This is a genomic window from Bacillus sp. FSL M8-0350 (assembly GCF_038593345.1).
GTDB lineage: Bacteria > Bacillota > Bacilli > Bacillales > Bacillaceae > Bacillus > Bacillus safensis.
This window is the reverse complement of the sequence record NZ_CP151985.1, coordinates 468,281-493,268: the sequence shown is the minus strand read 5'-3', so window position 1 is coordinate 493,268 and position 24,988 is coordinate 468,281. Positions and strand designations below refer to the sequence as shown.

Here is a 24,988-nt window from a genome sequence, read left to right as displayed (position 1 = left end):
CTAGAAGAATACCATCAAAGCCTCTAAAATCCATATTTTACAAACTTTGTTGTTTACGATAAAATCCAATCAGATTCAAAAAAGGAGTTATCTCATTGGATAAGCTATCATCAATCATTCTAGCAGCTTGGCTGCGTGTCCCTCGCTGGTTCAAGCAATGGGTACTCGTATCCATTTCCATTTTCTTTTTTTATATGTGTTTTGTAAAGGGGCTGACTAGCTGGCACACCTTGCCGCCTGTCACTTTGCTCTCATGTGTGATTGGTTCCTTCATCATTTGGCTGATGTGGCTTAAGGGACAAAAAAATAAGTGAAAAGAGGACAATATGATGAAAAAAACGATTCTATATTTTGCGATCTCTTTTGTTCTGCAATTCGTTTGGTTTGGTCTTGTGCACCCAAATAGAGGGGTGACACTGCTGGACATGTTCATGTTTTCTATTTTGTTTGCGGTTATGTTCTTTTTTATTGAGAGAATTTGGCGGTATCAGAAGAAAGGACAAAGTAAATGATCATGAAGCTCGCCTTATTCACTCTGATGATCTGTACATTTATCGGCCTGCTGTTAGTATCGAACCCTTTTGGAGCGGACGCTATGCGAATGGTAGCGACCTTTGTTTTTCCTTTTCTTGTGCTCATTGGTTTCGGGGTTCTATTGTTTGACCCAATGAAAAAGGCTGCCAAATAGATGGCAGCCTTTTCCTTACTCTTTTCATGCAAATAAATAATCAATGTTTAATCTCCGTTACGGAGTGTATGAATTAAGATTCGATCATATCAGTGTGTCATATGTGTTCCGAGTGAACCTACGTTTGAAAGTAAACGCCATGGAAGTTCTGGATAACAAGACAACGAAAGCCCTACCTCTCATTCGTCCTTACGGCTCCGAAGCCGTGCCAGTGTGAATTGTAAATCAAAACGTCTTTTTTCCATTCTTCCGCTCTTATAGGGGGGCGGTGGCAGAAGGAAAAGAATAAGTTTGTTCGCTTTGACAGCGTCTCGTTCTTATCAAGTAGAAGCTCTATTGCTTCTCATTATGTCATAGAAAAAAGAAAGTTTACTTTCTTTATTTATTTGCTTATTTCAACACTTAATATCAAACTATAACACATTCCCCCTGCTTGCGCAAGTGTTAAAGTGATAATTCTGCTGGTGTACGGCTTCCTTCATTCATATAACGAATGGAGGCTGGGTCAATCTTCAGGATCACTAGATTTGGGTCATCTTTTCCTTTAAACCATTTCTCCATCTCATCAGACCAAAGACGGTCAATCAGTTCCGGATCGTCGGTTAATGCTGCGGTGCCTGCAATCTCTGCATAAGTATCACCGAATCCTTCGCCTGAATATCCAATAAGAATATGAACATTCGGGTTTTTTTCAATTTCTTCTGCTTTATGTGTTTCTTTACTCGTTGGTGTATATAACGTCAGCCCTTCATGGAAAAAAGTCATATAGCGGGTATGCGGCTTATCCTGTTCAACAGTCGCTAGTGTCCCGACCTTTTGTTCATCTAATAGGTTTAATACCTTTTGTTTTAATTCTTCTTGAGACATATCGTTTCACTCCTTCAAAATTTCATCCGTATACGTAGGTTTCCACGACAGCCCATTCATTAAACAAAGAAATGTGTTTTTCATAAAAAGCGACCTTCTGGCTGATGCTATAGAAAACAGGTTCAATGAAGGGAGAAATTGAACATGCATCATGAAACGATGTTCCATTTGAGTTCACTTGTCATTGTGGCAGTTGTTGTAGGCATTATCGTATGGTCTGTCATATCTGTGCAGAAAAATCGCAAGAAATACTAAAAACACCGCCCAATCAAAGCTGGGCGGTGCTGCGGTAGATCATGTATTCATAAAGGAACCGCCATTGACATGAAGTGTTTGTCCTGTCATATAAGACGATTCGTCAGAAGCCAGCAGGACAAAGCAGCCGACATGCTCTACAGGCTGTCCTGGTCTTCCCATTGGGGTTTCTGCGCCGAAGCTTTCCACACTGTCTTCATCAAATGTAGATGGAATGAGCGGCGTCCAAATTGGACCTGGCGCTACACCGTTCACCCGAATCCCATCTTTCACAAGCGATTGTGCCATAGAACGCGTAAAGCCGTTAATGGCTCCTTTTGTTGCCGTATAATCAATCAGCACTGGGTTACCTCTATATGGGTTAATGGATGTTGTGTTAATAATGGAGCTTCCCGGTTTTAAATAATCCAATGCCTTTTTCGTAAAATAGAAATAGGAATAGAAGTTGGTTCTAAAGGTTTGGTGAAGCTGTTCACTCGAAATATCTTGAATACGTTCTTGCGGATGCTGTTCAGCCGCATTATTTACTAAAATGTCTAATTGACCAAAGGCTTCAACTGTTTTTTCTACTGCTTTCTCACAAAAGGCTTCGTCACCGACATCTCCTGCAATCGTTAAGCATTTGACGCCTTCTTGTTCTACACGTTTTTGCGTATCCTCTGCATCCTCATGTTCATTTAAATACACAATGGCAACATGTGCACCTTCCTTTGCATAGGCAACAGATACTGCCCGTCCAATTCCACTATCTCCACCTGTAATCAGTGCCACTTTTCCTTTTAGCTTGCCAGAACCTTGATATGATTCATCCTCAAAGATCGGCACTGGATTCATTTCTCTTTCACTGCCTGGCTGCTGATCCTGCGTTTGGCGCGGAATGCCATTTGTTAAATAATCACGTAAATCCATGTGTAAGCTCCTCCTTGATTTGTTGATGTATCCTTTCATTACCACCTCATTTTTTCACTCAAACATCATGAAGCTGTATTGATGTGTTCCCGAAAATCAGCATGTTTGAACAAGGGAAAAATCGGTTACATGATCATCAAAAAGGAGCGTTCTCACATGCTGTCTATTTCGAAAACCTTTAGCAGACCAAAAGGCTGGCTCGGAAGCATTGCTGGACTCATTATGGCAAATGAAAATAAAGCATTGAATCAGTGGGCCATCCGCCACTTAGATTTGACAGATGGTGAAAACATTTTGGAAATTGGCTATGGACCAGGCTACAGTATCAAACATATGCTCAAGCATTATCAAGACCTTCACATTGATGGGCTGGATGCTTCTTCCACCATGCAGGAGCAAGCACAGTCCCGCGTCAGCAAACGGGCAAAAGACAAACAGGTTCGTCTGTATGTCGGCAAAATCGAGAAAACACGTCTTCCCGGAGAGCAGTATGACAAAGTACTGTCTGTTAACAATTTTACGATTTGGGATGATCCAAAAACGGGCTTACTCAATCTTTATCACACCTTAAAACCAGGCGGGACACTCGTTATTGTGATGCAGCCAAGAGAAAAAGGAGCTGACGCCAATCGGACAAAAGAGATGGGTGAAAACATATTAAATGACTTGCAGTTTGCAGGGTTTGATGAATTTTCTATTGAGTATGAAGAGATTCGACCTACCCTTGCCGTCTGTGTCACAGCAAAAAAGCCGAGAAGCGAATAAGCTCTCGGCCTTTTTCTTACCACTTTGCCTCTTTGACAAATTGATAGAAAAGCTGATGTAATTTCTGTTCAATGTTTTCCTTTGTTCCTTGTCCATAAAGCGCCATGCTTTCTTCACTTTCAATGATGGATGAACTGATCAGACTAAACATTTCTGACCCTTCCTTGCCAAGCTCTTGCGGCGCCAGCATCATGAGCATTCGTGACATCTGCTGCTGCCCGCCATCCATGCTTTTAACCTCGTATGCCTGATCAAGATCATAAATATGAAAGATTGGTTCTTTGATGGATGTATGTTTTAAATGATAAAGAGCAAACTCAGTCCCAGGTATGCCTAAGCCGCCTTGCTGTTCACGTTCCAAAAGGCCGCCCGCTACATCATCCGCATGTATGATAAACCCTTCCTCTTCAAGCTGACAAAGCAGCTGCCTGATGGTTTCATCATGCTGCGGCATCGTCTTTCTTTTTTCGATGGTAAAATGGGACAGAATGCTGCGAATCACAAACATATAATTCGCCACCTGCTCTGCAACCGCCATCATATCAACGGTTTCTTGCACCAATTCTTTAGGAGATTCTTTTGTTCTTTTTTTCTCGATGATATAAGGAATCTTCCGTTTAATATGAGCCTTCACACGCATGGCATCATCCTCGTTTAAAAGGGGGCTGACCATAATGTAATCGATATGCTCATAGGGAATCGGAACGGTCGAGACAATCATGTCATAGCTCGATGCATCGATTTCCTTTAGCTCCATCAAGGAGGATAGATCGAATTTGGCGATCTCCGGCAATTCTTTTTTCAACCGGGAGGCGAGCATTTTCGAGGAACCAATCCCGCTTGAACAAACAACCAGCGCATGAATTTTTGTTTCTTCTTTTTTGATTTCAAGCACTGAGCCAAAGTGAAGCACAAGAAAGGCGATTTCATCCTCTGGAAATTCAATCTCTGGAAAGAAACGCTCGACTCCTTCTTCAATCGCCATAAACAGCAAAAAGTAATCTTTTTTAATTTGTTGTGTGAGCGGATTATAGATTCTCATCTTTTCCTTTAGACGGTTCATGGCAGGCTCAAGATGAGACACGAGCCCCTCATACAATGAATCATTTTCATTGAGATGATAGCCGGTTTTATTTGAAATAAAATCAATGAGCTTTTTCGTTCTCAGCGCTATATCCAGCTCAATTTCATCAATACGGTATTCTGCCCCAAAGCTGCGATTTGCACTGCGAAGATGGATGGTCATATATCCGACCTCCGCTTCAGGAATCTCCACATTAAACATGCGTTCAAGCGCCCTTGCCATTCGAAGTGATGATTCAAATTCCTTCGTCCGCTTTAATTCCAGCAGCTCTTCCTCTTCCATTCGAATGGTTTCCCCAAGCTGAATACGTTCGATAGCATAGGTTAAGTGAACAACAAGTGCAATATAGGCACTATCAGATAATGAGAGTGACAGTCGATCTTTCAAATGAAAGAGCAGCCTTTCTACCTTTAGCAGCTGTCCTCTGCTGACAACGCCAAACACCTTTTCCGTCGCTTTCGTTCGATGTTTGATATTCATTTCAATCGTTTCTAAAAATAATTGAATGTCGAGCCGGTCAACAATGAGATTGCCGACAATTTTTCGTTTTGCTTCCTCCGGCCCTTTTAATTCAATGCCGTACCCGCGCTTGCGGATAAGCTGCAAACCGTATGGAGCAATCCACTCCGTTAGTTCATCTAAATCATAGCTGATCGTCGCATTTGTTACCTGCAAGTCAGCTGCGAGTGTGTATAATTTCACCGGTTCCTTCGCTTCAAGCAGCGCACATAGAATTAAGAGCTTTCGTTCATCTGAGCTATATTCGATTTGATCCTCATTTGACATATGAGCAAGAAGCCGCTGTTTATCCTCCTGTTCGCCGACTGCCTTCAAGCCTTTCCCCGGCTGTTTATCTAATGAAAGATGATAATCTTTCAAAATTGGTTTAATGGATTTTAGTTCTCTATGGATCGTTCTAGTACTTACCTGAACAGAATCGGCTATCTCACGAATGGTGACATAACGATTTTGCTGAATGATGTATTTAATGACTTTCTGTTCTCGTGCCGTTATGTACATGAAATGCCTCCTTCTGCATAAATAGGTCTATTGTCACACCTTAATATAAAACGCTTTCAACGAGCGCTGCAATCTTAAGTTGATCTGAATTTGGCACAGCGGCTATGACAAAATTAAAAACAAGGGTTTCATCAGACACTTCTCCAAAATGAAGGCCCATAATCCTTTTGATGAAATTGAACCTTTTGTTTTTGAAAAGGCAGTGAACCCCCAGCTTTTAAAGAATAAGTCGGATTGTATACGGGAGAGCCAAAGCAATAATCGATTGTGCCTTCTTCTGGACGGAACATCACGGTTCGCATCGTTCCAAACAGCTCCTCATAATTGTGCACAGTCAAACCATCAGGATATTCTGACTGGAACAGTTTCAAAAGAGAATCACTTGATCGTTGCTCTTTTAAAGCTTCCATTAACATATCGTATCTGACAACAGAATGATGTTTGGTCATCCCTTTTGCTGTTTGATCAGCTACCGGATGGTTCGTTGCAGCAATATAACCTCTCTCCGGTCTTCTCACCCTTTTTTGACCATCAATGATTTCAATCACAGCCGCCTTTCCTTTTCGATCGGCAAGCATGATATGAACATTTGAGGCAACGGGCATTTCCTCGATAGAGCGAATGGCTTCCTCAACCGTTGGACAGGATTCCAGAACAGAGCGAATCACATGATACACCTGCAAACCGGCGACGGCTGGAGGCTTTAAACCGGGTTCATTGCCAACCGGCGGACCGCAAGCAGAGAAAGTCACAGCAAGACCATGCTCATTCATTCCATCAGATCTGCCAAACAACAGCAGCGACGAGCCTGTATGATATACTGAGCCTTTCACATGTGTCGTCACAAGACGCATATCATCAAAAATCGGGGAGAAATCATAGTTACGCAGCATGACCGTTTGTTGACCGGCCGCCATATTCCCCTGCCTCACACAGTGGGAACAGCCTGGCTGAAGATGAGATGAATAGAAAAAGGTCAAATAACGCTCATCTAATTGCATTTCATCACAAAACCCAGCAATCTCTTCATCTAATTGAGGAAGAAAGGGACGGATCAGCTGCTTCGTTTCTTTCACAGCCTGTTGTGTTACCGGTTCTGTTCGAATATATTGTGTCTTTAGCAGCGGGTTCTCCTTAAGCCAGACAGCCTGCTGTTTTCCTACTTCATAAGCCGTTCCTGTCATCTTTTGAAAAAACGCACTGATTTCCTCCATGCCTGCACACCTCTTTCGCCTTCGTTTCTTTTATCATATCGAAACCGTCATATATTGAAAAGGATGAAAAAAACTGCAATCCCACCGGATTACAGCTGTTTACAGTATGCCTTAAACAATGCTTCTGCCATTGCTTCATACCCCTTAGGATTCGGGTGAAATTGATCAATCGATAAGTAGGCTCTTTCATGTCCTTCAAACGCCCGGTACACATCCACAACTTCTACATGCGGATTCGCAGCAAGCAAACGAAGCTGTTGATTATATTGCTGAAGCCACCGCCCGGCTATTGGTATTTGCGGAAATGGATTATATAAATTCATGAAATACACGTAGTAGGGCTGATGCTGCCCTCTTTTGATCTGAGCGATTTCTTGAATCATCTTGCTAAAATTCGCCTGGCAATGCGTGACCGCTTGCAGCAGTTTCTTTTCATCTTCACCTTCTTCATACTGCTGAACAGCTTGAACAAGGTCATTCCCACAGCCTGTGATGGTGATGATGTCTGCTGCTGCAATCGCACGTCTCACCTCTGATCGTTTGAAGAGCTGTAAAATCTGCTCGGTCGTTAACCCTGATTTTGCAAATACGGACAGCTCAACTGGTGCATGCGTCTTTTTTTCAAGCATCCACCAAAACCGCTGAACAAATCCTCCGCCAAATAAACGTGCCCCCACCCCAACTGTTAAGGAATCTCCAATCGCAACATAGGATCGTCCCACTCTTATCCCTCACTCTCTCCTGCCTTCTCTTATATATACGAAACCGGAGAACAGATGCTTGTAGCAGATGACTTAGGGGCATCCATCTTTTTTTGAGATGCAGCGCCTTTACAAACTCTTTACTTGCGATATCGATCAATTTTTTGTTCAATAAGAGTAGGCTTTTTGCGCTGAAAACTGCGTGTTTACGCGTTCCAGAAAAATTTACAAACTTTTTATCTTGATTTCGAGACTTTTTACCTTGACTTCAAACTACATAGTGATTACAATGAAAATATCAGTTTTCATGTAACTGTGCTTGTTACATCTTTTTCATAGCATTCCAATATGATTAAAGATGCCACATATTCAGTGTACCTTTGGGATACGCTAAAAAAATAACCGAAACAGAAAGGATTGAATGAACATGGCAAAAGTTTTATACATCACTGCACATCCGCATGATGAAACAGTTTCTTACAGTATGGCTACTGCTAAGGCATTTATCGAATCTTATAAGGAAGCAAATCCAAGTGACGAGGTTGTACATATCGATTTGTACAAAGAAAACATCCCTCACATTGATGCAGATGTATTCGCTGGCTGGGGCAAACTTCAATCTGGCGCTGGTTTCGATACACTTTCAGCTGAAGAGCAAGCGAAAGTTGCTCGTCTAAACGAATTAAGTGATCAATTCGTTTCTGCTGACAAATATGTATTTGTTTCACCACTTTGGAACTTCTCATTCCCACCAGTTCTTAAAGCATACATCGACTCTGTTGCTGTAGCTGGTAAAACATTCAAATACACTGAGCAAGGTCCTGTTGGATTATTAACAGACAAAAAAGCTCTTCACATCCAAGCACGTGGCGGATACTACTCTGAAGGTCCTGCTGCTGAACTTGAAGCAGGTCACCGTTACCTTGGTACAATCGCTAACTTCTTCGGAATTCCTTCTTTCGAAGGTCTTATCGTTGAAGGCCACAATGCTGAGCCTGCGAAAGCAGAGCAAATTAAAGCAGATGCAATCGAACGTGCGAAAGCTTTAGGAAAAACTTTCTAATAACTGCACACAAAAAGCCAATGATCTTTACGGTCATTGGCTTTTTATTTGTTCAGAAAAACCTAATTCTCTCGAAATATCACTGGCGGCTTTTTTCACCTGTTTAATTAAGTAAGGTAAGCGTTCTTTTTGATATCCTGCTTCAAATCCTGCAATGCTAATACCTGCTGCCACTTCCCCTAGATGATTGAAAATAGGAGCTCCAATCGCAGCTGTATAGTTTTCAAGCTCAGAATAGCTTAGCGTATATCCCCGCGCATTTGATTCTTCCAGCATGTTTCTTAGAACCTCTTTATCTGTGATGGTCCCAATTCCGATCTTCCCCAGCTCAATTGAGTCAATATAGGCAATTCTCTCGCTCTCTGGCAAAAAGGAGAGAATACTTCTCGCACAGGCACCCGCATATAGGGGAGACCGTCTGCCAACGGCGGTGTAGAGACGAACAGGCTGCGTACCTTCAATCTTTTCCACGTAAATGGCTTCGTCGCCCTCACGAACAATGAGCTGTACAGCCTCTCCTACTTCATCCCGTAAGCTTTCCATAAATGGTCTTGCAATCCTTCGAATATCAAGGCGGTCCGCCACAAGCTGACCGTATTCAAGGAACATTAAGCCTAATCGATAAACACCTGTTTCTTGCTTTTCTAACAGTCCCATATCGGCTAAAGAGCTCGCCATGCGATGGACAGAGGTTTTCGGCATACCGGAAAGCTCGATCATTTCATTTAATGTTAATTGATCGTGAGCGATAAACAGCCGCAAAATCTCCATTGATTTCACAACCGTTTTATTTGTGTTTTGCATCTTCTTCACCTTTTCTAAACGAGAATGCTTCCAGCTTGATTCTTGCGGCCAGCTCCCTCAGTTCTGCTTCTTGCTTAAATAACGCCTGCTCTGCATCCCGATGATCTATTTGTTCAAAATACAGCTTTGCCCCAGGCATCGCCTGTGCAATAAGCGGCAAATCAACAGTCGCTACTTCTCCTATACGCGGGTATCCGCCTGTCGTCTGCCGATCTGCCAGCAGAATAATCGGCTGGCCATCGGGTGGAATTTGAATAGATCCAAAGGCGACAGCTTCTGAGATCAATTCCAGCTTTTCTTTTAAATGAACCGGCTCCCCCTTCAGCCGGCAGCCCATACGATCTGATTGGGGTGTGACCTGATAAGGCTGCTCAAAAAAAGCGGTTTGAGATGTTTCTTGAAAAAAAGAAAGATGCCTGCCTGCCAGCACGCGAATCACTGGCGATTTCCGCAGCGGCAAAAAATGATCATGACTCACTGTCCAATCGGGTTCGCCGTACCCCGTCTGATTCACTTTATTTATTAGCCTATCAAACAAATGATCCGCTACGATAGACGGCTCTCCAACAGGCAGAATGTCGCCTTTTTCAAGCGGTCGTCCTTTCAGTCCACCGATTCCTGCTCTGACATAAGTGCTTTTGCTCTGCATGACTGGCGCCACATCAAATCCACCTGCCACAGCAAGATAAACGCGGCAGCCTCTCTTACAAAGCCCAAAGGTGATCGTGCTTCCTGATCGAACAAAGAGCGGCTTCCATAATGGTGCCCGCTCTCCATCAATATCAATCTCAACATCAGCACCAGTGACGGCAATGAGCTGATCCTTCTCACATGTGAGCACAGGCCCCGGCCCCATCAACGTCACTTCCAGCACGGCTTCGTTTTCTTGGTTGCCAGTGAGAATGTTGGCGATTCTAAGTGAGAGCGGGTCCATGCCGCCGCTCGTTAAGACGCCATACTTTTGATAGCCTTGCCGCCCTTTATCTTGAATGGTTGTGTAGATTCCTGGCTTGATGACATGAATACTCAACGTTCTGCCTCCTTCATGCTGAAAAATTCCTTTTCAGACATTTGGACAAATCTGACCTCGTCCCCTGCTTTCAATAAACTCGGAACTTCCTCGTCTGGGCGAAAAAGCGGCAGTGGGGTTTGTCCAATGAGCTGCCAGCCCCCGGGTGTAGAAATTGGATAAACGCCTGTCTGCTTTCCTGCAATACCAACAGAGCCTTTTGGAATGGACATTCTTGGTGTTTCTCTGCGTGGTGCTGCGATCTTTTCAGACAGCCCGCCTAAAAACGGAAACCCTGGGGCAAATCCAATCATATAGACAAGGTACGTGCCCGCAGTGTGAATACGCACGACTTCCTCTGGCGTTAAACCATTGATACGGGCAACCTCTTCTAAATCAGGGCCCAGCGCTCCCCCGTAACAGACTGGAATGTCAACGATGCGTCGCTTTACCTGAACTCCCTCCTGCCATTTGTCTTCAAGAAGTTGTTCAATATAGCCTTTGACCCATTCATATGGAGACAGGTCATGTGTTTGAAGCTGGGCCGATTGATGAACGGTATAAGGCTCGTAGAAAACAGTCACATTAGTAAAGGCTTGAACCGCTTCTACATATCCTTCAAATGGGTGCTGTTCAATACATGCAAACAGCTGCTCAACACGTGCATGAATCTCCTCACGTATGTCAGCTCCAGCTTGGATGACGATCGCTGCATCTCCCAGCGGGTGGTAGGTGATGGAGTCTTTTATCGTTGAAAAAGCCACTTGAGAACACCTCTCTTTCTACAGTACACCTAGCTTTTGATCTCTTCGATCTGTGATGAACATATGACCGGGTGCATGAGTGATCGCAATATCGGGTTTTGTATGCATGACAATGGCTTGCGGCGTCACACCACATGCCCAAAACACCGGGACTTCTCCTTCTTTGATCACAGATGGTTCTCCAAAGTCAGGCTGACCTATATCGGAAATGCCAATCACCGCTGGGTCCCCTATATGGATCGGTCCGCCATGGACTGATGGAAATCGAGATGTCACTTGAACACTTCTTGTGACTTGATGCGCCGGAATGGGTCTCATGCTGACCACCATCGGGCCATGAAAGACTCCTGCTTTTTCACAAGCTATATTTGTTTGATACATGGGTACGTTATGACCGTCTTCGATATGGCGGACAGGAATGTCATTTAGCATAAGCGCGTGCTCAAACGTAAAACTGCATCCAATGAGAAAGGCAACCATATCATCCTCCCAATAAGCAGTGATATCTGTCACCTCTTCTTCAAGAATCCCTTTTCGGTAAATACGGTACTTAGGAAAGTCCGTACGAATATCCGCTTGAGGCGCAGACCGTCTTGGCACTGGATCACCTGGGTCCAGTACATCAAGCAAGGGACATGCAGCCGGATTCCGCTGACAAAATAATAGAAAATCAAAGGCAAGTTCCTTTTTGACAATCATTAAATTGGCTTGAGCAAACCCCTCTGCAAAGCCAGCCGTTGGTCCTGTGATCTTTTTTTCGCGAATCAATTCTCTCATCTGTGATGGCTCATATGTTTGATAAGTATTCATCTGAATCAACTCCATAGTTTCGGGATTTCATTAATGATGGTATAGCCGCCCATCATCGCCATAATGACCACAACAAATGCACCAGTCACTGTCAAAAAGAATGGATGCCGATAATCTCCGACAATGTCTTTCTTATACGCCGCAACGAGTAATGTGCCAAGGGCGAGCGGCAAAATCAATGCATTGATTGCTCCAACTAATATCAAGATGTTCACTGGTCTTCCGATCGTAATAAAACAAATGGTCGAGAGGGCAATAAAGCCAATGATGATACCACGCTGGTTTTGCTCAATTTTTGGTGAGAAGGTTTTAAAAAAGGAAACAGATGTGTATGCTGCTCCAATGACGGATGTAATCGCCGCAGCCCACATAATAATCCCGAACATTTTATATCCGATATTTCCTGAAGCTAATTGAAAAACAGAGGCAGGCGGGTTGGATGGATCTATCTGCAAGCCTTTTGAGACAACTCCTAATGTGGCAAGAAAAAGTGCTACACGCATGACAGATGTAATTAGCACACCGAAAATAGAGCTTTTCGTCACTTGCGGCAGTGCTTCCTTCCCCTTAATACCTGCATCCAGCAAGCGATGCCCGCCAGCAAAGACGATATAGCCGCCTACCGTTCCGCCCACAAGTGTCACAATGGATAAAATATCAATCGTCTCTGGGACAAATGTTCTCACGGCCGCTTCTCCAACTGGCGGCGCTGTTGAAATCGCCACATACAGCATCAGGCCAATCATGACAAAACCAGCTGCCTGTGTGAAACGGTCCATCGCTTTCCCAGCCTCTTTGATCACAAAGATGAGAATGGCAATCACAGCACTGATCCCTGCGCCGATTCGCGGATCGACTCCGAAGATTACCTGGAAACCGAGACCAGCGCCAGCGATATTTCCGATGTTAAAGGCAAGTCCTCCAATGACAATCAAAAAGGCCAGCACATAGCCGAGACCCGGGAGCACCATATTCGCTATATCCTGACCTCGTTTTTCTGAAACGGCAATGATGCGCCATACATTTGTTTGTGCAAAAATATCTAATAAAATTGAGATCAAAATGACAAACCCAAAGCTAGCCGCAAGCTGCTGTGTGAAGACGGTTGTTTGTGTTAAAAATCCCGGGCCGATCGCGGACGTCGCCATTAAAAAGGCAGCGCCCATCAGCATAGAGCGATTCCCCTTTGGTGCCTTCATTTGTTTGACTTTCTCTGTTTTCATGCTGTTTCCCCCTTTGATGACGATTTTTATTGAAAGGCCTTGAGATGAATCCCGGCTTCTTTTAGCTTCGCTGTAATGGTCTTCGCAAATTGAAGCGCATGGCTGCCGTCTCCGTGAATGCAGACCGTATCTGCTTTGAGCTCGATATCTTCTCCTTGAACTGTACGAACCCTGCCTTCTCTCACCATACGAACAACCTGCTGGACGGCCCGTTCATCCTCTTCAATGAGTGCATGTGGTTCGCGGCGCGATGTCAGCGTCCCGTCTGTTTGATACGTCCGATCAGAAAACACTTCATGTGCCACTTGCAAACCTATTCGTTCACCTGCTAACGCAAGTTCACTGCCTGACAGACCAAATAACACAAGGTTTGGGTCCACATCATACACAGCCTTCGCAATCGATTCAGATAATTCCGTATTTTCAGCCGCCATGTTGTAGAGGGCGCCGTGTGGTTTGACATGCTGCATCGTACCACCCTCGGCCTTGAGAAAGGCTGATAGAGCGCCAATTTGATAGATGACAAGATCATAGGCTTCCTCTGCGGAGATAGCCATTGGACGTCTGCCAAAGCCGGCCAAATCTTGCAAACCAGGATGTGCACCAATTTTGACCCCTTTATCCAGTGCCATTCTGACCGTCTTTCTCATAACGGTTGGATCTCCTGCATGAAAACCGCAAGCAATGTTGGCTGAGGTGACATATTCTAAGATTTGTTCGTCTGCACCGATTGTGTATTGACCAAAGCTTTCTCCCAAATCACAGTTGATATCCACTTGATACATAGAATCCCTCCTTGTTGTTCCGAAATACGGAATATAAAGTCCGAATATTCGAATTTATATTGATTATACCAACTTTGGATAGACTGCACATGAAATTGTCAGAAAATATAACAATCGAACTAGGAGAAAACAAAAAAAGCGAGAGGCAAAATCCTCTCACTTTTTCTGTCATGAAATGCACCTTATTTAGACAGCACCCAATGTTGGATGGCTTTTGCCACACCGTGTTCTGTGTTAGGAGCCGTAATCCAATCAGCGGCCTCTTTCACCACTTCCTGGGCATTTCCCATCGCAATGCCTAACCCGGCTTCTTGAATCATGGCCATATCATTGAGGCTGTCGCCAAGTGACATGACGTTGTCCATCGTACAGCCAATGCGTTCAGCTACTTTTGCAAGAGCTGCCGCTTTGTTAATGCCGGCTGCATTGACTTCAATATTCGTTGGACTTGAGTTTGTGATCTCTAGGTGCTTATTTGTTTTCAATGTATTGAGTACTTCCTCACGAACGTCATCATCATGAATATCAAAGCCAAATTTCAGCCATTCATGGTCATGAATTCGTTCTGGGAATTCACCTCTCCACACCTTATCCACAGTTGAAGCCCAGTAATCGGTTTCGTACCTATTTTTTAAATCCCACATCATTTGGACGTGATCAGGATGCAGCAGATCCCGTTCGATCAGCTGGAAGTTTGAATCCCAGATTTCACTTCCGTTTGCTGTCACAAGGTAAGACGATAACTTGAGCGGCTCAACCAGCTCTCGGCATGTCATCAGTGTCCGCCCTGTGCTAATGACCACATGGACCCCTTTTGCTTCAGCCTCTTTAATGGCTTGTTTATTTTCCTCTGGAATGATGTGCTCACTGTTTAACAGCGTGCCATCCATATCAATGGCAATCAATCGGATGTCTTTCTTATGAGCTTGTGTTGACAAATTGAGTACCCCACTTTGTATCGATTTTTGAAACTATCTTTATTTTAATATAAAGAGGAAGAAGGCACAAAGGGACGAGTTTGATCCCATAGAAAAAAGACCTTGTTGCAGGTCTTTTTCACATGTGCTTAGCGTTCACACGCAATGCCGTCTTTATCGCGGTCAAGGTGCTTATTTTTTTGATAAAGTGCTTTAGATACATAAGGCTTGTATTTTGTTTTTCCGCCTTTGTTTTTCGTGTTTTTGCTTTTTGCTACGCCGCCTTTATATACTTTGTTCAGCGCTTTGCAGTTTTTGTAAGACTTGACCGTTTTTGCATCTGCTGTGTGGGTGTCGACTTGTGTAAAACTTAGCAAAAGTCCTAAAGACAAGACAGCCACCATGATTTTTTTCAACATGTAAGATCCCCCTATTTTTTCTATTTTTACATTTTTATCATATGTCACCACTTTTTGTTTTTCAAGACTATTGAGCTAAATATTTTGATTTTTTTGGAACGAAATACACCTTATATCCTATATGGTACAATGAGTGGGAAACCTTTCCGTTTTTGACACGTATATGAAGAAAGGAGTTTTTCACATGAAAATGAAATATACCATTTTATATGTAAACGATGTGGAGGCGAGTATTCATTTCTATCAACAAGTACTTGGTTTCCCAATAAAATTGAGGGTTGAATCCTATGTTGAGTTTGATACTGGAGACGTGACGTTATCGATTAATTCACGCCAGGATGTCAAAGATGCACTCGGATTGACTGTTCCTGATGCAAATCAAGCGTCTCAAACGTTTGAAATTGGCTTTGTTGTGGATGATGTGGAGCAAACGATTGCATCAATGAAGGAAAAAGGGGTTTCGATCATCAAAGAACCTGCAAAAAAACCATGGGGTCAAACGGTCGCTTATGTGTCTGATCCTGATGGTCATTTCATTGAAATATGTGATGCGGTCTCCTAATGGACTTTGAAGGGAGTGAACCAGAATGAGAAAAAAACATGCTTTTTTCGCCGGTGTTTGCTCAATGATTGTGATTTGCAGCGCCGCTATGATGTTGCAGCACCTTGAATGGATTGGGTTTGTCAGCGGCGGGATTTCTATTATTGGGGTCGTGATGTCTGGGGTGCTAATGGGTGCTTGGACAAGTGGAGAAGAGACACGAGCAGCCTATCATTCTGAAACAAAAGAACACCGCATGTGGCGCCTTGATACGGCTTTTCTTGTGATGATTTTTGCACTTCCGCACATGGCTGCTTCGGTCTTTTATGTTTTGATGTAAACACTTATTAAAAGGAGTTAGCAATATGGCTGTTTTTATTCTATTCATTGTATTTGGCTTTCCTATTATCTCTGTGCTGATTGGCATTTTGGGCACGCTCTTTTTGAAGAATGTTTGGATGCCTACTTTGATTGTGCTGTTAGCAAGCTTGATCTTCATGTTCACCTCTATTGGCGGGAACGTATCTTTTCTCATTTGGGTCATCGTCTACACCGTCTTTACGTTCCTTGCTGGATGGATCACAAAGCGGCTCAGCGTGTAGACAAACCCTCCCATTCTGTGTCAGGTCTGCGTGCCGGTGCTCACGAATGTCAAATTCGCTCCGAGCCGGTACTCGTCCTTCCTAGACTTCAAAGGTTTTCTATCACGCTGAAAAAAGAAGACAAAGGGCTAAAATCAAGATCATTTTAGCCCTTTGTCAACAATTTGAAAGAACAGTTTTCACTGTTCTTTTTTTGAATCATCTATCCGCACACCATAATTCAATTTCAATTTTCAGCTCCGGCCATCCTAAAGCTGATACATAAGCAATCGTCATTGATGGGTAAGCTGTTTTGAAGATCGTATCCCACTGAGGATATAGATGGTCCCAGTCGATTTCTTCTGTTGCCCATATATTGACCTTGATCACATGTTCTTCATTCAATCCTTCTGATTCAAGGATTTTTTTAATGTTTTCAAACGTATTCGTTACTTGGTCGTTTAAGCTTGATGGGATCTGCCCATCTATATCTGTCCCTACCTGACCCGATGAAACAAATAATCCCGCACCCTTTGGCACCCTTGTGATATGACTGTAGTGACCAACAGGTTTCGGCATACTTTCTGGGTTTTTTCTCGTGATTTTTTCCATGATATGTCCCTCACTCACGTTTATTTTTCTGCTAGTTTCTTCGTTTTGTAGATAGACTTCACCAATTTCTATCTATCCTAAAAGAAAACAGCAGTGGAATATCCATAGCCACAAGGTAAGAACATCAATATCTTCTTTTTCATGACCGGAAAACTCCTTTTGATTGCGTGAGCAAGGTTTTGATTAACTTCATCGTACCTGACAGGTGATACATCGTCAAAATGATTTATAGACGATAACGCGCAATGTCCTGATTCAATCGCATGCTAAGCTCATTAAGTCTTTCTGCTGCTTTTGCCACATTAGAGATGGCTGTCACTTGTTCGTCTGTGGATGCAGTGATTTCTTCGATCGCCGCCGCATTTTCTTGAGAAACATGTGCTGCGCCGTGCATGGCTTTTGTGATGAGGTCGTTTTGCTCCAGCAGTGTATTCAGTTCTTTTGCCATCGCGTTTGTTTCAACGATGGTTTGTGAAATCAATGTAGAGATGGCATTGAATTCATGTTCTGTTGCATGCACTGCTTCATCCAGCTCGGCAAAACGATCCATTGTGCTCGACATGATGCCGGCTGTTGCCGTCGTTTCTTCTTTAATGCCTTGAATCATTTGCTGAATTTGAACGGCTGATTGTTTTGTCTGTTCAGCTAAATTCCGCACTTCACTCGCCACAACTGAGAAGCCTTTGCCATGCTCTCCTGCACGTGCTGCCTCAATACTTGCATTCAGTGCCAGTAAATTCGTCTCATTTGAAATGCTCTCAATCGTATCTGTGATTTGAGAGATATCCTGTACTTTTGTACTTAACTGCTCGATTCCTGCTCTAATGCCTTGAGACGCCTGAATCGATTGTTCATTCGATTGTTTTAATTGCTGTACGATTTGCTGGCCCTGCTGTGATGATTGACTCGATTGGTCGGAAATCCGTTTAATTTGATCACTCTGTTCTTTGACATTCTCAATCGATTGATTAAACTGGGTCATTTGTTGATTGGCTTCTTCAAGATCAGATGCTTGATGAAGTGTTCCAGTCGAAATGTCTCCGATGGCTCGTCCAATTTCTTCACTGCTGGCTGAGGTTTCTTCAGATATCGCCGATAAATCTGTCGCTGATTCAACAAGCTGACTGCTCGTTTCCTGTAAACCGCTCACCAGTGTTCTGAGCTCTCCTGACATATGGTTAAAGCCTTTTGCCAGCTGTCCGATTTCATCCGTTGTTTCCTTTAAGCTGGTGCGTTCAATATTCCCCGCCGCAATTTCCTTTGAAGCAGCAGTGACTTGCTTCAGCAGTCTGACTTTTCCTCGAGCAGCTAAATAAAAGACGCCTAGACTCAGAAGGGCGACACCCGCTGTAATGAGAATAATATAAAGCTTCATCTGCTCTAATTCTTTATAAAATTCGTCCTGGAAGACAGCGATACCTACACTCCAATTCCACGGTGTAAACTGGCTCATATAGGCGAGCTTTTCTTTTTCTTCGCCGGTTGCATCGTCCTTATCCATATAGGTCACATAGTGTGCATCCTCGCCTTTTGCATTGGCGCCAGCGACCATTTTTTCACGATTGGTCGTGTTATCTGGAATGACACCGATGTCGTTGACAGGATGAACCTGGGTAGAATAGTCAGTGCCATAAGCGATCAGATAGCCTTTATTTTTATAGATAAAATCTGATTTTTGAGATTGATATCCCTTCCCGTTGTCATTTTTGGGTCCGCTCAAGTAAAGCCGGGCTTGTTCTTGCGCCTGCTCAAGCGTCAGTTCTTTTTTCTCCACACGGTCATTCAACTGTTCAAGTGTGGCCATCGCTCCGCTGACGATGTGCTTTAAATCTGCTTTCCCTGCATCAATTAAGACATGTTTCGCTAACAAATACCCCGTTGTTCCAACTAGTCCGCCCGTTAAAATCGTGATCACGATAATGGCAGACATTAATTGAAAAAAGACACTTCTTGACGCAAACGCTTTCTTTTTCATACAAATTCCCCCTTACTTTATATATCGTCAAGCAGGGAAAAGTATTAAAAAAGTCATAGAAAAAATCCCTTTCTCACAATGGAAAGGGATTTTCTGATTAATGAGCTGCTTCTTTAAGAATGGCTTGATAAAGATCGTCTGATGGTGAGAGTCCACATACCTCTTCCAGCACACCTTCAATTCCTTTTTCTTTTCTTAATGCCTGCAGACGAACAGCTTCTTCGTCTTCAGTAAAGTCGTAAGCCAAAGCTGCCACAATGCCTTTAATTAAATACTGTGGCTGTTTGATTTTTTTCGCTGGACCGATTAAACGGTCATTTGCTCCAAGCTTTCTAAGCGGGGAACGTGCGACGCGCGTGACTTCATCAGAGATAAAGGCATTTTCAAATCGTTTGATGATTTTTTGGATATACGCATCATGTTCTTCTTTTTGAAAACCATATGTGTCGATTAAATAACTGCCCGTTTCGTGAAGTGCACCTTCGACCACTTGACGGATCTCTGGTGTATCGACAGCTTCTTTAATCGTTTGAACGCCTTTTTCGTACCCGACATAAGCAGCTAGTGCATGTCCTGTGTTGACAGTAAAGAGCTTACGCTCAATATAAGGCGTCAAATCTTGTACAAAGGTCGCTCCATCGATCTGAGGAACGTCTCCAATAAAGCCTGTCTCATCAATGACCCACTCGAAAAATGGTTCGACTGATACTTTCAAAATGTCCTCATGGTGCTGAATTGGGACAATGCGGTCAACCGCAGCGTTTGGAAAACCAACTGTGTGTGACAGCGCTTCTTGTTCATCAGCTGTTAGATGAGAGAAAACAGCTTCCTTTAAATGAGAGCTGCCGCCAATCATATTTTCACACGCCACAATGTTGATGATATGATCAGGCTTTTTCTGTTTTAAACCTTCAGCAATCGATGAAGCAATGATGTTCAAAACAGCTGGTCCAACAGCTGTTGTAATGAGGTCAGCTGTTGCAACTGCCTCAGTTAATGCAGCTGGATCTTTTGCGGAATTGATGGCGGACACAGGACCGACTACTTCTTGCTGCTGCCCTGGAGCTGCGAGTTCCACTGTGTATTCTTTTTTTTCATTCAGCTCGTTGATCACCGCTTCATTTACATCGGTAAAAACGAGCTCAAAGCCTGATGCTTTTAACAAAGATCCGATAAATCCTCTGCCAATATTGCCTGCTCCAAAATGAAGTGCCTTCATGTTAGTTCACCTCGTTAAAGATGGCGATCAGTTCATCCTGATCCTTTGCATGAATGATACGCTCTACGTTTTCTTCCTCTGAACAGACAATCGCAATTTGAGAAAGAATATCGAGATGCTCATTGTTTTTACCAGCGATACCAAATACAACTTTGGCAATATTCCCCTCGCCATATTCAACGCCATCTGGAATTTGGATAATGGAAATTCCTGAATGAAGGACAGCCGCTTTCGCATCCTCTGTTCCATGAGGAATGGCAATTCCGTTGCCCATAAATGTAGAAGAAATATTTTCTCTTTCAAACATTTTGTCCACATAATCACTTGTGACATAACCGTTTGCCACTAAGACTTCGCCTGCTTTTTTAATGGCTTCTTCTTTAGAGCCCGCTTGTTCGTTTAGAAAAATATTGTCTTTTGAAAGTACTTGTTTCATGAAAGATCACACACCTTTTTTAGAATGGAAAATCAGAAAACAACCAAAACGGGGAGTTCAATTAGGAAAAATTGGACTCAACCCGTTTCGTCATGTTATTTTTTCAATTTCTCAATCAGCTCATCGTATTTCGGGCTGTTTAAGAAATTATCAACTGAGATATGGACAGCTCCTGGCAGTTTTGCCTTGGCTCTATCTGTTAAATCTTTATGAGTAAAGACCACATCGGCATCATCTGGGATGTTGCTGATGGATGTATTTGTTACATCAATATCTAGCTCTGCCTTTTTGACTTTATTCTTTAAAACGGACGCACCCATCGCACTTGAGCCCATTCCTGCATCACAGGCAAAGATGATTTTGTTCACGTTATCTGGATTGATTTCATCTGGAGATGCTGCTTGCTCGCTTGCTTCAGCACCTTCTTTTTGTGCTGTAAGAGCAGCTGCTGCTGCACTTTTCTTGCCTTTCATGTCTTGCATTTTTTCAGTTGCTGCTGTTAAGTCTTCGTCCACTGCTTTAGACGCTTTCAAAATGACAGAAGCGACAAGGAATGATACGACCGCTGCCACGACAACACCTGCTAGAACGGCAAGGTGGCCGCCTTTTGGTGACATGAGCATAAGAGCGATGATACTTCCTGGTGACGGCACAGCCTTTAAGCCTGCATTTAACAGTGTAAAGGTCAGAACGCCGCTCGCTCCCCCAGCAATAACCGCCAAAATGAGCTTTGGCTTCATTAAGATGTATGGGAAGTAAATCTCATGGATTCCCCCTAAAAATTGAATGACAATCGCACCCGGTGCAGACTGCTTTGCAGTCCCTCTCCCAAAGAACATGTAGGCTAGAAGAACACCTAGACCTGGTCCTGGGTTAGTTTCAAGCAAGAACAGAACGGACTGGCCTGTCTTCGCCGCTTGCTCCACCCCTAATGGACCTAAAATTCCTTGGTTAATTGCATTGTTTAAGAACAATACTTTCGCTGGTTCAATGAAAATACTTGCCAGCGGAAGTAAATGTGCATTGACAATGATATCTACACCTGCCGCAAGGGCTTTATTCAGGCCTAGTACCACTGGACCGATGGCGTAGAAAGCAATGGCGACTAAAATGGCACCTAGAATACCTGCACTAAAGTTATTAATCAGCATTTCAAAACCTGATTTGATTCGGTCTTTAAACAGCTGGTCGATTTTCTTAATGAGATAACCGCCAAGCGGTCCCATGATCATTGCGCCTAAAAACATTGGGATGTCCGAACCGACAATAACCCCAATCGTAGCGGTTGCACCGAGTACCCCGCCTCGATGGTCATATACGAGCTTCCCGCCTGTGTAACCGATTAAGAGCGGCAGCAAGTAGTTGATCATTGGACCAACAAGTGTATTTAATTGTTCATTTGGAAAATAACCACTTGGAATGAATAATGCGGTGATGAGTCCCCAAGCGATAAACGCTCCAATATTCGGCATGATCATACCGCTTAAATAGCTTCCAAAGCGCTGTACTTTTACTCGAAATCCGCTTTTTTCCTGCATCTATGAAAACTCCTTTCTTCTCTCCCTTTATTTAGGGCTTTATAGGTCAAAAGATATAAGAACAAGATTCAGTGAAGCCCTTATGCCTATCGTAAAACGCTTTCACTTTCTCTTCAATTGAAACTAAATGTCACTTTGTCACATAGTGTGTGACAAAATTGAAAAATGATGTGAAAATACCTTCAGATCCCAATACAAAAGGGGTGAAAAGGTTGATCTGCCGTTGTTTTGAAACAAAATTCATGGGAATTTCACAACTTTCAAATGGTCTCTTCTTGTTTCCTCTTCTTAAATCGAATAGGCTTATAATTGATCAAACCTATTCAATTAAGAAATGTCTGCGCAGACATGACACAGAAAAAGTGAACCATCTTGCTGTTTGTTTCGTTTACCTTTTAAAGAGGGCGGTACAATAGGAAGAGCGGTTTTTTCTGTGACTCACAGTTTACTGCCGCTTTCTTTCTGATACATGAGACATTTTCATAGGTAGAAAGGCGGTTATTCACCTTGTTTAAAAATAGTAAGTGGCTTCTGCTTCTTATGGTCATGTTCGCTTTTTTCATTCCAAAGGAAGCATTTGCTCACGCATACGTCGTGAGCTCGAACCCAGCGGCAAATGAAGAGCTGGATCAGCAGCCTCCTTCAGTCTCGATCACATTTAGTGAAGGAATTGAAAGCGGCTTTCATGCCATTAAGGTGTTAAATGCAAAAGGTGATCGTGTGGATAAAGGAGATACGGTCATTAAAGATCAAAAGATCATGGAAGCAGCTTTAAAAAAGAATTTACCAAAAGGGATTTACACCATTCAGTGGAATGCGGTATCAGCGGACGGACACTCTGTCTCTGGCATGATTCCGTTTAGTATTGGAAAAGCGGATGGCGGTTTTGACCAATTAGAGCAAGGCCAAACGGATGAATCCATAGATATGGCTTCAACTATTGATAAAGCCTTTCTTTATACGTCATTCAGCTTATTCCTTGGGACCATTTTGTTTGGACTGCTTTGGTTTAAGAATACGATTTCACCTGTATTGGAGAAACGAATGAAGCGGCTTTTGACCGTGTCATTGATCATGATGGGCGGAGCACTTGTGTTCCAGCTGCCGATTCAGACAAAATCAGCGGCAGACGTGTCCTTTTGGGGGGCATTTCAGCCTTCGCTTTTACAAGAAACGATTGCGTCCACTTCTGGCGGTAGTCTGTGGATGATGCTTATGGCGTCATTTGTTCTTCTCACCATCTGGACAATTGTGGCGGTGAGAAAAGGGGATTTCTCTTCTTTTCGAGTTTGGCTGTTTCCACTGCTTCTCTTCATAGTGCTTCTTTGGCTGAAGGCACAAATCGGACATCCAGCCGCAACAGACAATAAAATACTCACAACATCACTTGATTTCATCCATCTCATCTCTGCTTCGATTTGGGTCGGTGGTTTAACAGCCATTGTCCTTCTATTGATAAAGAAACTGCCAAATGAAGATGAGCCGCTCATACGGAGTACGCTAGCAGCATTTCATCCTTGGGCACTGCTCTCTGTTGGACTCATTGTGTTTTCAGGATTTGTGAATGCGATCTTTATTTTGCAATCGTTTGACGCTCTTTTCCAATCAGCATACGGACGCACCTTTTTAATCAAGCTTGGTTTATTTATCATCATGGGCCTTCTTGGGCTTATGCATTACTTGATGCTGAGATGGGAAAAGAAGCAGAAACGCAGCATTTCCTTACGAGCTGAATGGATGATCGGGATCGCCATTTTGTTATTAACGGCTGTCTTTACCAATATTCCGAGCCCTCCTCCGCCTGCACCAGAGCCCTTCTTTGGCGCAAATCAGGTCGAGCATCGTGATATTGTGTCCTTGAGCATTACTCCGAATGCCCCGGGGAAAAACTCATTCGAAGTGGCATTTACAAAGAAGAATGGCGAAACGATCACTGATATTCAATCTGTGACAGCCAAGATCCATAAGGTGGCTTTATTCGGTGATGAGACACCGAGTGAATTTCAGCTGAAACGATTAAAAAATGGTCATTTCTCTGCTGAAAATCTCTTATTAAATGAAAAAGGCACATGGAAAATTGAAATCCATGCGTTAACTGGTTCTTTTAAGAATATCGATACCACATTTATTAGAAGAAACTAAAAGGAGTTATCACATATGAAAAAATACGTTAAAGCTTTATTACCAATGCTTCTCGCTTCATTTTTATTGGCGATTCCTGTGAGTGCGCACGTAACAGTCAAGCCTGATACATCTGCGACAAATGCTTGGGAGACCTATACATTAAAGGTTCCTTCTGAGAGTGACAGCCCGACGACTAAGGTTGTCGTGACAATTCCTAAAGGCGTAGAATTCCAGCAATATGAGCCAGTACCTGGCTGGAAAACATCAACTGAAGAGAAAGATGGCAAGGTAACAAGAGTGACTTGGGAAGCAACAGGTAAAGGTGTGCTTGCTGGACAATTCCAGCAATTCGTTTTTGTAGCGAAAAACCCTGAAAAAGCAGGTGAAGCTGCTTGGGATGCGTATCAATATTATAAGGATGGAACAGTCGTTGAATGGACTGGCGATAAAGATGCTGATAAACCTCACTCCATCACAAACATTGTGGCATCTAATACTGTAACGGATTCACATGGCCAGGAAAAACCAAAAGAAGAAAAGGCCTCTGAAACAGCCACTGCTTCTTCCTCACCACTTGTCCTTGGTCTGTCCATTGCTGCTCTAGTCGTGGCACTGATTGCACTTGGACTTGCTTTTAGAAAGAAATAAAAGTGTATGAGCGATCG

Annotated in this window: 28 protein-coding genes; 10 read left to right on the top strand and 18 right to left on the bottom strand. The window is 43.2% G+C overall.

The window, feature by feature from the left end; translation table 11 throughout:
- The first annotated feature begins 95 nt into the window (after positions 1-95).
- The 3 genes from NSS80_RS02375 to NSS80_RS02365 are packed head-to-tail and all read left to right on the top strand — an operon-like array spanning position 96 to position 688.
- Positions 96-314, top strand: coding sequence for a hypothetical protein (locus tag NSS80_RS02375; RefSeq protein WP_034283837.1), 219 nt, complete (start codon positions 96-98; stop codon positions 312-314).
- A gap of 15 nt (positions 315-329) precedes the next feature.
- The gene (locus tag NSS80_RS02370; RefSeq protein ID WP_034283835.1) at positions 330-512 is read left to right on the top strand and encodes a hypothetical protein; all 183 of its coding nucleotides are present in this window, start codon (positions 330-332) and stop codon (positions 510-512) included.
- On the top strand, positions 509-688 hold the full coding sequence (locus tag NSS80_RS02365) for a hypothetical protein (protein WP_034283833.1): 180 nt from the start codon (positions 509-511) through the stop codon (positions 686-688). The genes NSS80_RS02370 and NSS80_RS02365 overlap by 4 nt, the downstream gene beginning before the upstream one ends.
- Positions 689-1,132: 444 nt before the next feature.
- Here the strand turns inward: NSS80_RS02365 and NSS80_RS02360 are convergent, their stop codons facing one another.
- Both NSS80_RS02360 and NSS80_RS02355 read right to left on the bottom strand, forming a co-directional pair.
- Complete coding sequence (locus NSS80_RS02360; protein ID WP_081123998.1) at positions 1,133-1,555, bottom strand: pyridoxamine 5'-phosphate oxidase family protein; 423 nt, start codon at positions 1,553-1,555, stop codon at positions 1,133-1,135.
- A 294-nt stretch (positions 1,556-1,849) separates the two neighbouring features.
- Entirely contained in the window at positions 1,850-2,719 is an 870-nt protein-coding gene (locus NSS80_RS02355; RefSeq protein WP_317222198.1) for an SDR family oxidoreductase, read from the bottom strand.
- A gap of 156 nt (positions 2,720-2,875) precedes the next feature.
- Here NSS80_RS02355 and NSS80_RS02350 point away from each other — a divergent pair, with 156 nt between their 5' ends.
- Positions 2,876-3,484 carry a class I SAM-dependent methyltransferase gene (locus NSS80_RS02350; RefSeq protein ID WP_034283827.1) on the top strand — a complete coding sequence of 203 codons (609 nt, stop codon included), beginning with the start codon at positions 2,876-2,878 and terminating at the stop codon, positions 3,482-3,484.
- Between the two features lie 16 nt (positions 3,485-3,500).
- Here NSS80_RS02350 and NSS80_RS02345 read toward each other — a convergent pair whose 3' ends face one another.
- From NSS80_RS02345 to NSS80_RS02335, 3 genes are all read right to left on the bottom strand, one after another.
- Positions 3,501-5,588 carry a PRD domain-containing protein gene (locus NSS80_RS02345; RefSeq protein ID WP_317222199.1) on the bottom strand — a complete coding sequence of 696 codons (2,088 nt, stop codon included), beginning with the start codon at positions 5,586-5,588 and terminating at the stop codon, positions 3,501-3,503.
- Between the two features lie 131 nt (positions 5,589-5,719).
- The gene (locus NSS80_RS02340) at positions 5,720-6,802 is read right to left on the bottom strand and encodes a C45 family peptidase (RefSeq protein WP_317222200.1); all 1,083 of its coding nucleotides are present in this window, start codon (positions 6,800-6,802) and stop codon (positions 5,720-5,722) included.
- An 89-nt stretch (positions 6,803-6,891) separates the two neighbouring features.
- A complete protein-coding gene (locus NSS80_RS02335) occupies positions 6,892-7,524 on the bottom strand; it encodes a GDSL-type esterase/lipase family protein (RefSeq protein ID WP_254968179.1) in 633 nt (210 codons plus the stop codon).
- Between the two features lie 406 nt (positions 7,525-7,930).
- Between NSS80_RS02335 and NSS80_RS02330 the strand changes: the two genes are divergently transcribed.
- Complete coding sequence (locus NSS80_RS02330) at positions 7,931-8,566, top strand: FMN-dependent NADH-azoreductase (RefSeq protein WP_024425558.1); 636 nt, start codon at positions 7,931-7,933, stop codon at positions 8,564-8,566.
- A gap of 33 nt (positions 8,567-8,599) precedes the next feature.
- Here NSS80_RS02330 and NSS80_RS02325 read toward each other — a convergent pair whose 3' ends face one another.
- The 8 genes from NSS80_RS02325 to NSS80_RS02290 all read right to left on the bottom strand — a co-directional run bounded on the left by NSS80_RS02325 (position 8,600) and on the right by NSS80_RS02290 (position 15,297).
- The gene (locus NSS80_RS02325) at positions 8,600-9,370 is read right to left on the bottom strand and encodes an IclR family transcriptional regulator (protein WP_317222202.1); all 771 of its coding nucleotides are present in this window, start codon (positions 9,368-9,370) and stop codon (positions 8,600-8,602) included.
- Entirely contained in the window at positions 9,354-10,400 is a 1,047-nt protein-coding gene (locus NSS80_RS02320) for a biotin-dependent carboxyltransferase family protein (protein ID WP_317222203.1), read from the bottom strand. Before NSS80_RS02320 ends, NSS80_RS02325 begins: the two co-directional genes overlap by 17 nt.
- The gene (gene pxpB / locus NSS80_RS02315) at positions 10,397-11,143 is read right to left on the bottom strand and encodes a 5-oxoprolinase subunit PxpB (protein WP_041116700.1); all 747 of its coding nucleotides are present in this window, start codon (positions 11,141-11,143) and stop codon (positions 10,397-10,399) included. Before pxpB ends, NSS80_RS02320 begins: the two co-directional genes overlap by 4 nt.
- An 18-nt stretch (positions 11,144-11,161) precedes the next feature.
- A complete protein-coding gene (locus tag NSS80_RS02310; RefSeq protein WP_041116698.1) occupies positions 11,162-11,953 on the bottom strand; it encodes a putative hydro-lyase in 792 nt (263 codons plus the stop codon).
- A gap of 5 nt (positions 11,954-11,958) precedes the next feature.
- Positions 11,959-13,176, bottom strand: a complete 1,218-nt coding sequence (locus tag NSS80_RS02305; RefSeq protein WP_025093622.1) for an NRAMP family divalent metal transporter — start codon at positions 13,174-13,176, stop codon at positions 11,959-11,961.
- A gap of 26 nt (positions 13,177-13,202) precedes the next feature.
- Positions 13,203-13,961 (bottom strand): 5-oxoprolinase subunit PxpA, encoded by a 759-nt coding sequence (locus NSS80_RS02300; protein WP_025093623.1) that lies wholly within the window; start codon positions 13,959-13,961, stop codon positions 13,203-13,205.
- 182 nt (positions 13,962-14,143) lie between these two features.
- Entirely contained in the window at positions 14,144-14,899 is a 756-nt protein-coding gene (locus NSS80_RS02295; RefSeq protein ID WP_024425552.1) for a Cof-type HAD-IIB family hydrolase, read from the bottom strand.
- Between the two features lie 128 nt (positions 14,900-15,027).
- Complete coding sequence (locus tag NSS80_RS02290; protein ID WP_080652949.1) at positions 15,028-15,297, bottom strand: excalibur calcium-binding domain-containing protein; 270 nt, start codon at positions 15,295-15,297, stop codon at positions 15,028-15,030.
- 184 nt (positions 15,298-15,481) lie between these two features.
- Here NSS80_RS02290 and NSS80_RS02285 point away from each other — a divergent pair, with 184 nt between their 5' ends.
- From NSS80_RS02285 to NSS80_RS02275, 3 genes are read left to right on the top strand one after another with little or no spacing between them, the layout of a single operon-like run.
- A complete protein-coding gene (locus NSS80_RS02285; protein WP_041116692.1) occupies positions 15,482-15,859 on the top strand; it encodes a VOC family protein in 378 nt (125 codons plus the stop codon).
- Between the two features lie 25 nt (positions 15,860-15,884).
- Entirely contained in the window at positions 15,885-16,178 is a 294-nt protein-coding gene (locus tag NSS80_RS02280) for a DUF5316 family protein (RefSeq protein WP_041116690.1), read from the top strand.
- A 25-nt stretch (positions 16,179-16,203) separates the two neighbouring features.
- Positions 16,204-16,440 carry a DUF2651 family protein gene (locus tag NSS80_RS02275; protein ID WP_041116688.1) on the top strand — a complete coding sequence of 79 codons (237 nt, stop codon included), beginning with the start codon at positions 16,204-16,206 and terminating at the stop codon, positions 16,438-16,440.
- A gap of 198 nt (positions 16,441-16,638) precedes the next feature.
- Here the strand turns inward: NSS80_RS02275 and NSS80_RS02270 are convergent, their stop codons facing one another.
- The 5 genes from NSS80_RS02270 to NSS80_RS02250 all read right to left on the bottom strand — a co-directional run bounded on the left by NSS80_RS02270 (position 16,639) and on the right by NSS80_RS02250 (position 22,199).
- Positions 16,639-17,031 carry a RidA family protein gene (locus NSS80_RS02270; protein ID WP_041116685.1) on the bottom strand — a complete coding sequence of 131 codons (393 nt, stop codon included), beginning with the start codon at positions 17,029-17,031 and terminating at the stop codon, positions 16,639-16,641.
- A gap of 226 nt (positions 17,032-17,257) precedes the next feature.
- The gene (locus tag NSS80_RS02265) at positions 17,258-19,006 is read right to left on the bottom strand and encodes a methyl-accepting chemotaxis protein (RefSeq protein ID WP_041116683.1); all 1,749 of its coding nucleotides are present in this window, start codon (positions 19,004-19,006) and stop codon (positions 17,258-17,260) included.
- Positions 19,007-19,103: 97 nt separating this feature from the next.
- Positions 19,104-20,225: a mannitol-1-phosphate 5-dehydrogenase gene (locus NSS80_RS02260; protein ID WP_342498401.1), complete on the bottom strand. Its 1,122-nt coding sequence runs from the start codon at positions 20,223-20,225 to the stop codon at positions 19,104-19,106.
- 1 nt (position 20,226) lies between these two features.
- Positions 20,227-20,661, bottom strand: coding sequence for a PTS sugar transporter subunit IIA (locus tag NSS80_RS02255; protein ID WP_012008933.1), 435 nt, complete (start codon positions 20,659-20,661; stop codon positions 20,227-20,229).
- A 95-nt stretch (positions 20,662-20,756) separates the two neighbouring features.
- Positions 20,757-22,199 (bottom strand): PTS mannitol transporter subunit IICB, encoded by a 1,443-nt coding sequence (locus tag NSS80_RS02250; RefSeq protein WP_034283798.1) that lies wholly within the window; start codon positions 22,197-22,199, stop codon positions 20,757-20,759.
- Positions 22,200-22,706: 507 nt separating this feature from the next.
- Here NSS80_RS02250 and NSS80_RS02245 point away from each other — a divergent pair.
- Both NSS80_RS02245 and NSS80_RS02240 read left to right on the top strand, forming a co-directional pair.
- A complete protein-coding gene (locus NSS80_RS02245) occupies positions 22,707-24,341 on the top strand; it encodes a copper resistance CopC/CopD family protein (RefSeq protein WP_041116678.1) in 1,635 nt (544 codons plus the stop codon).
- Between the two features lie 15 nt (positions 24,342-24,356).
- A complete protein-coding gene (locus NSS80_RS02240; RefSeq protein ID WP_041106532.1) occupies positions 24,357-24,971 on the top strand; it encodes a DUF1775 domain-containing protein in 615 nt (204 codons plus the stop codon).
- Positions 24,972-24,988 lie beyond the last annotated feature (17 nt).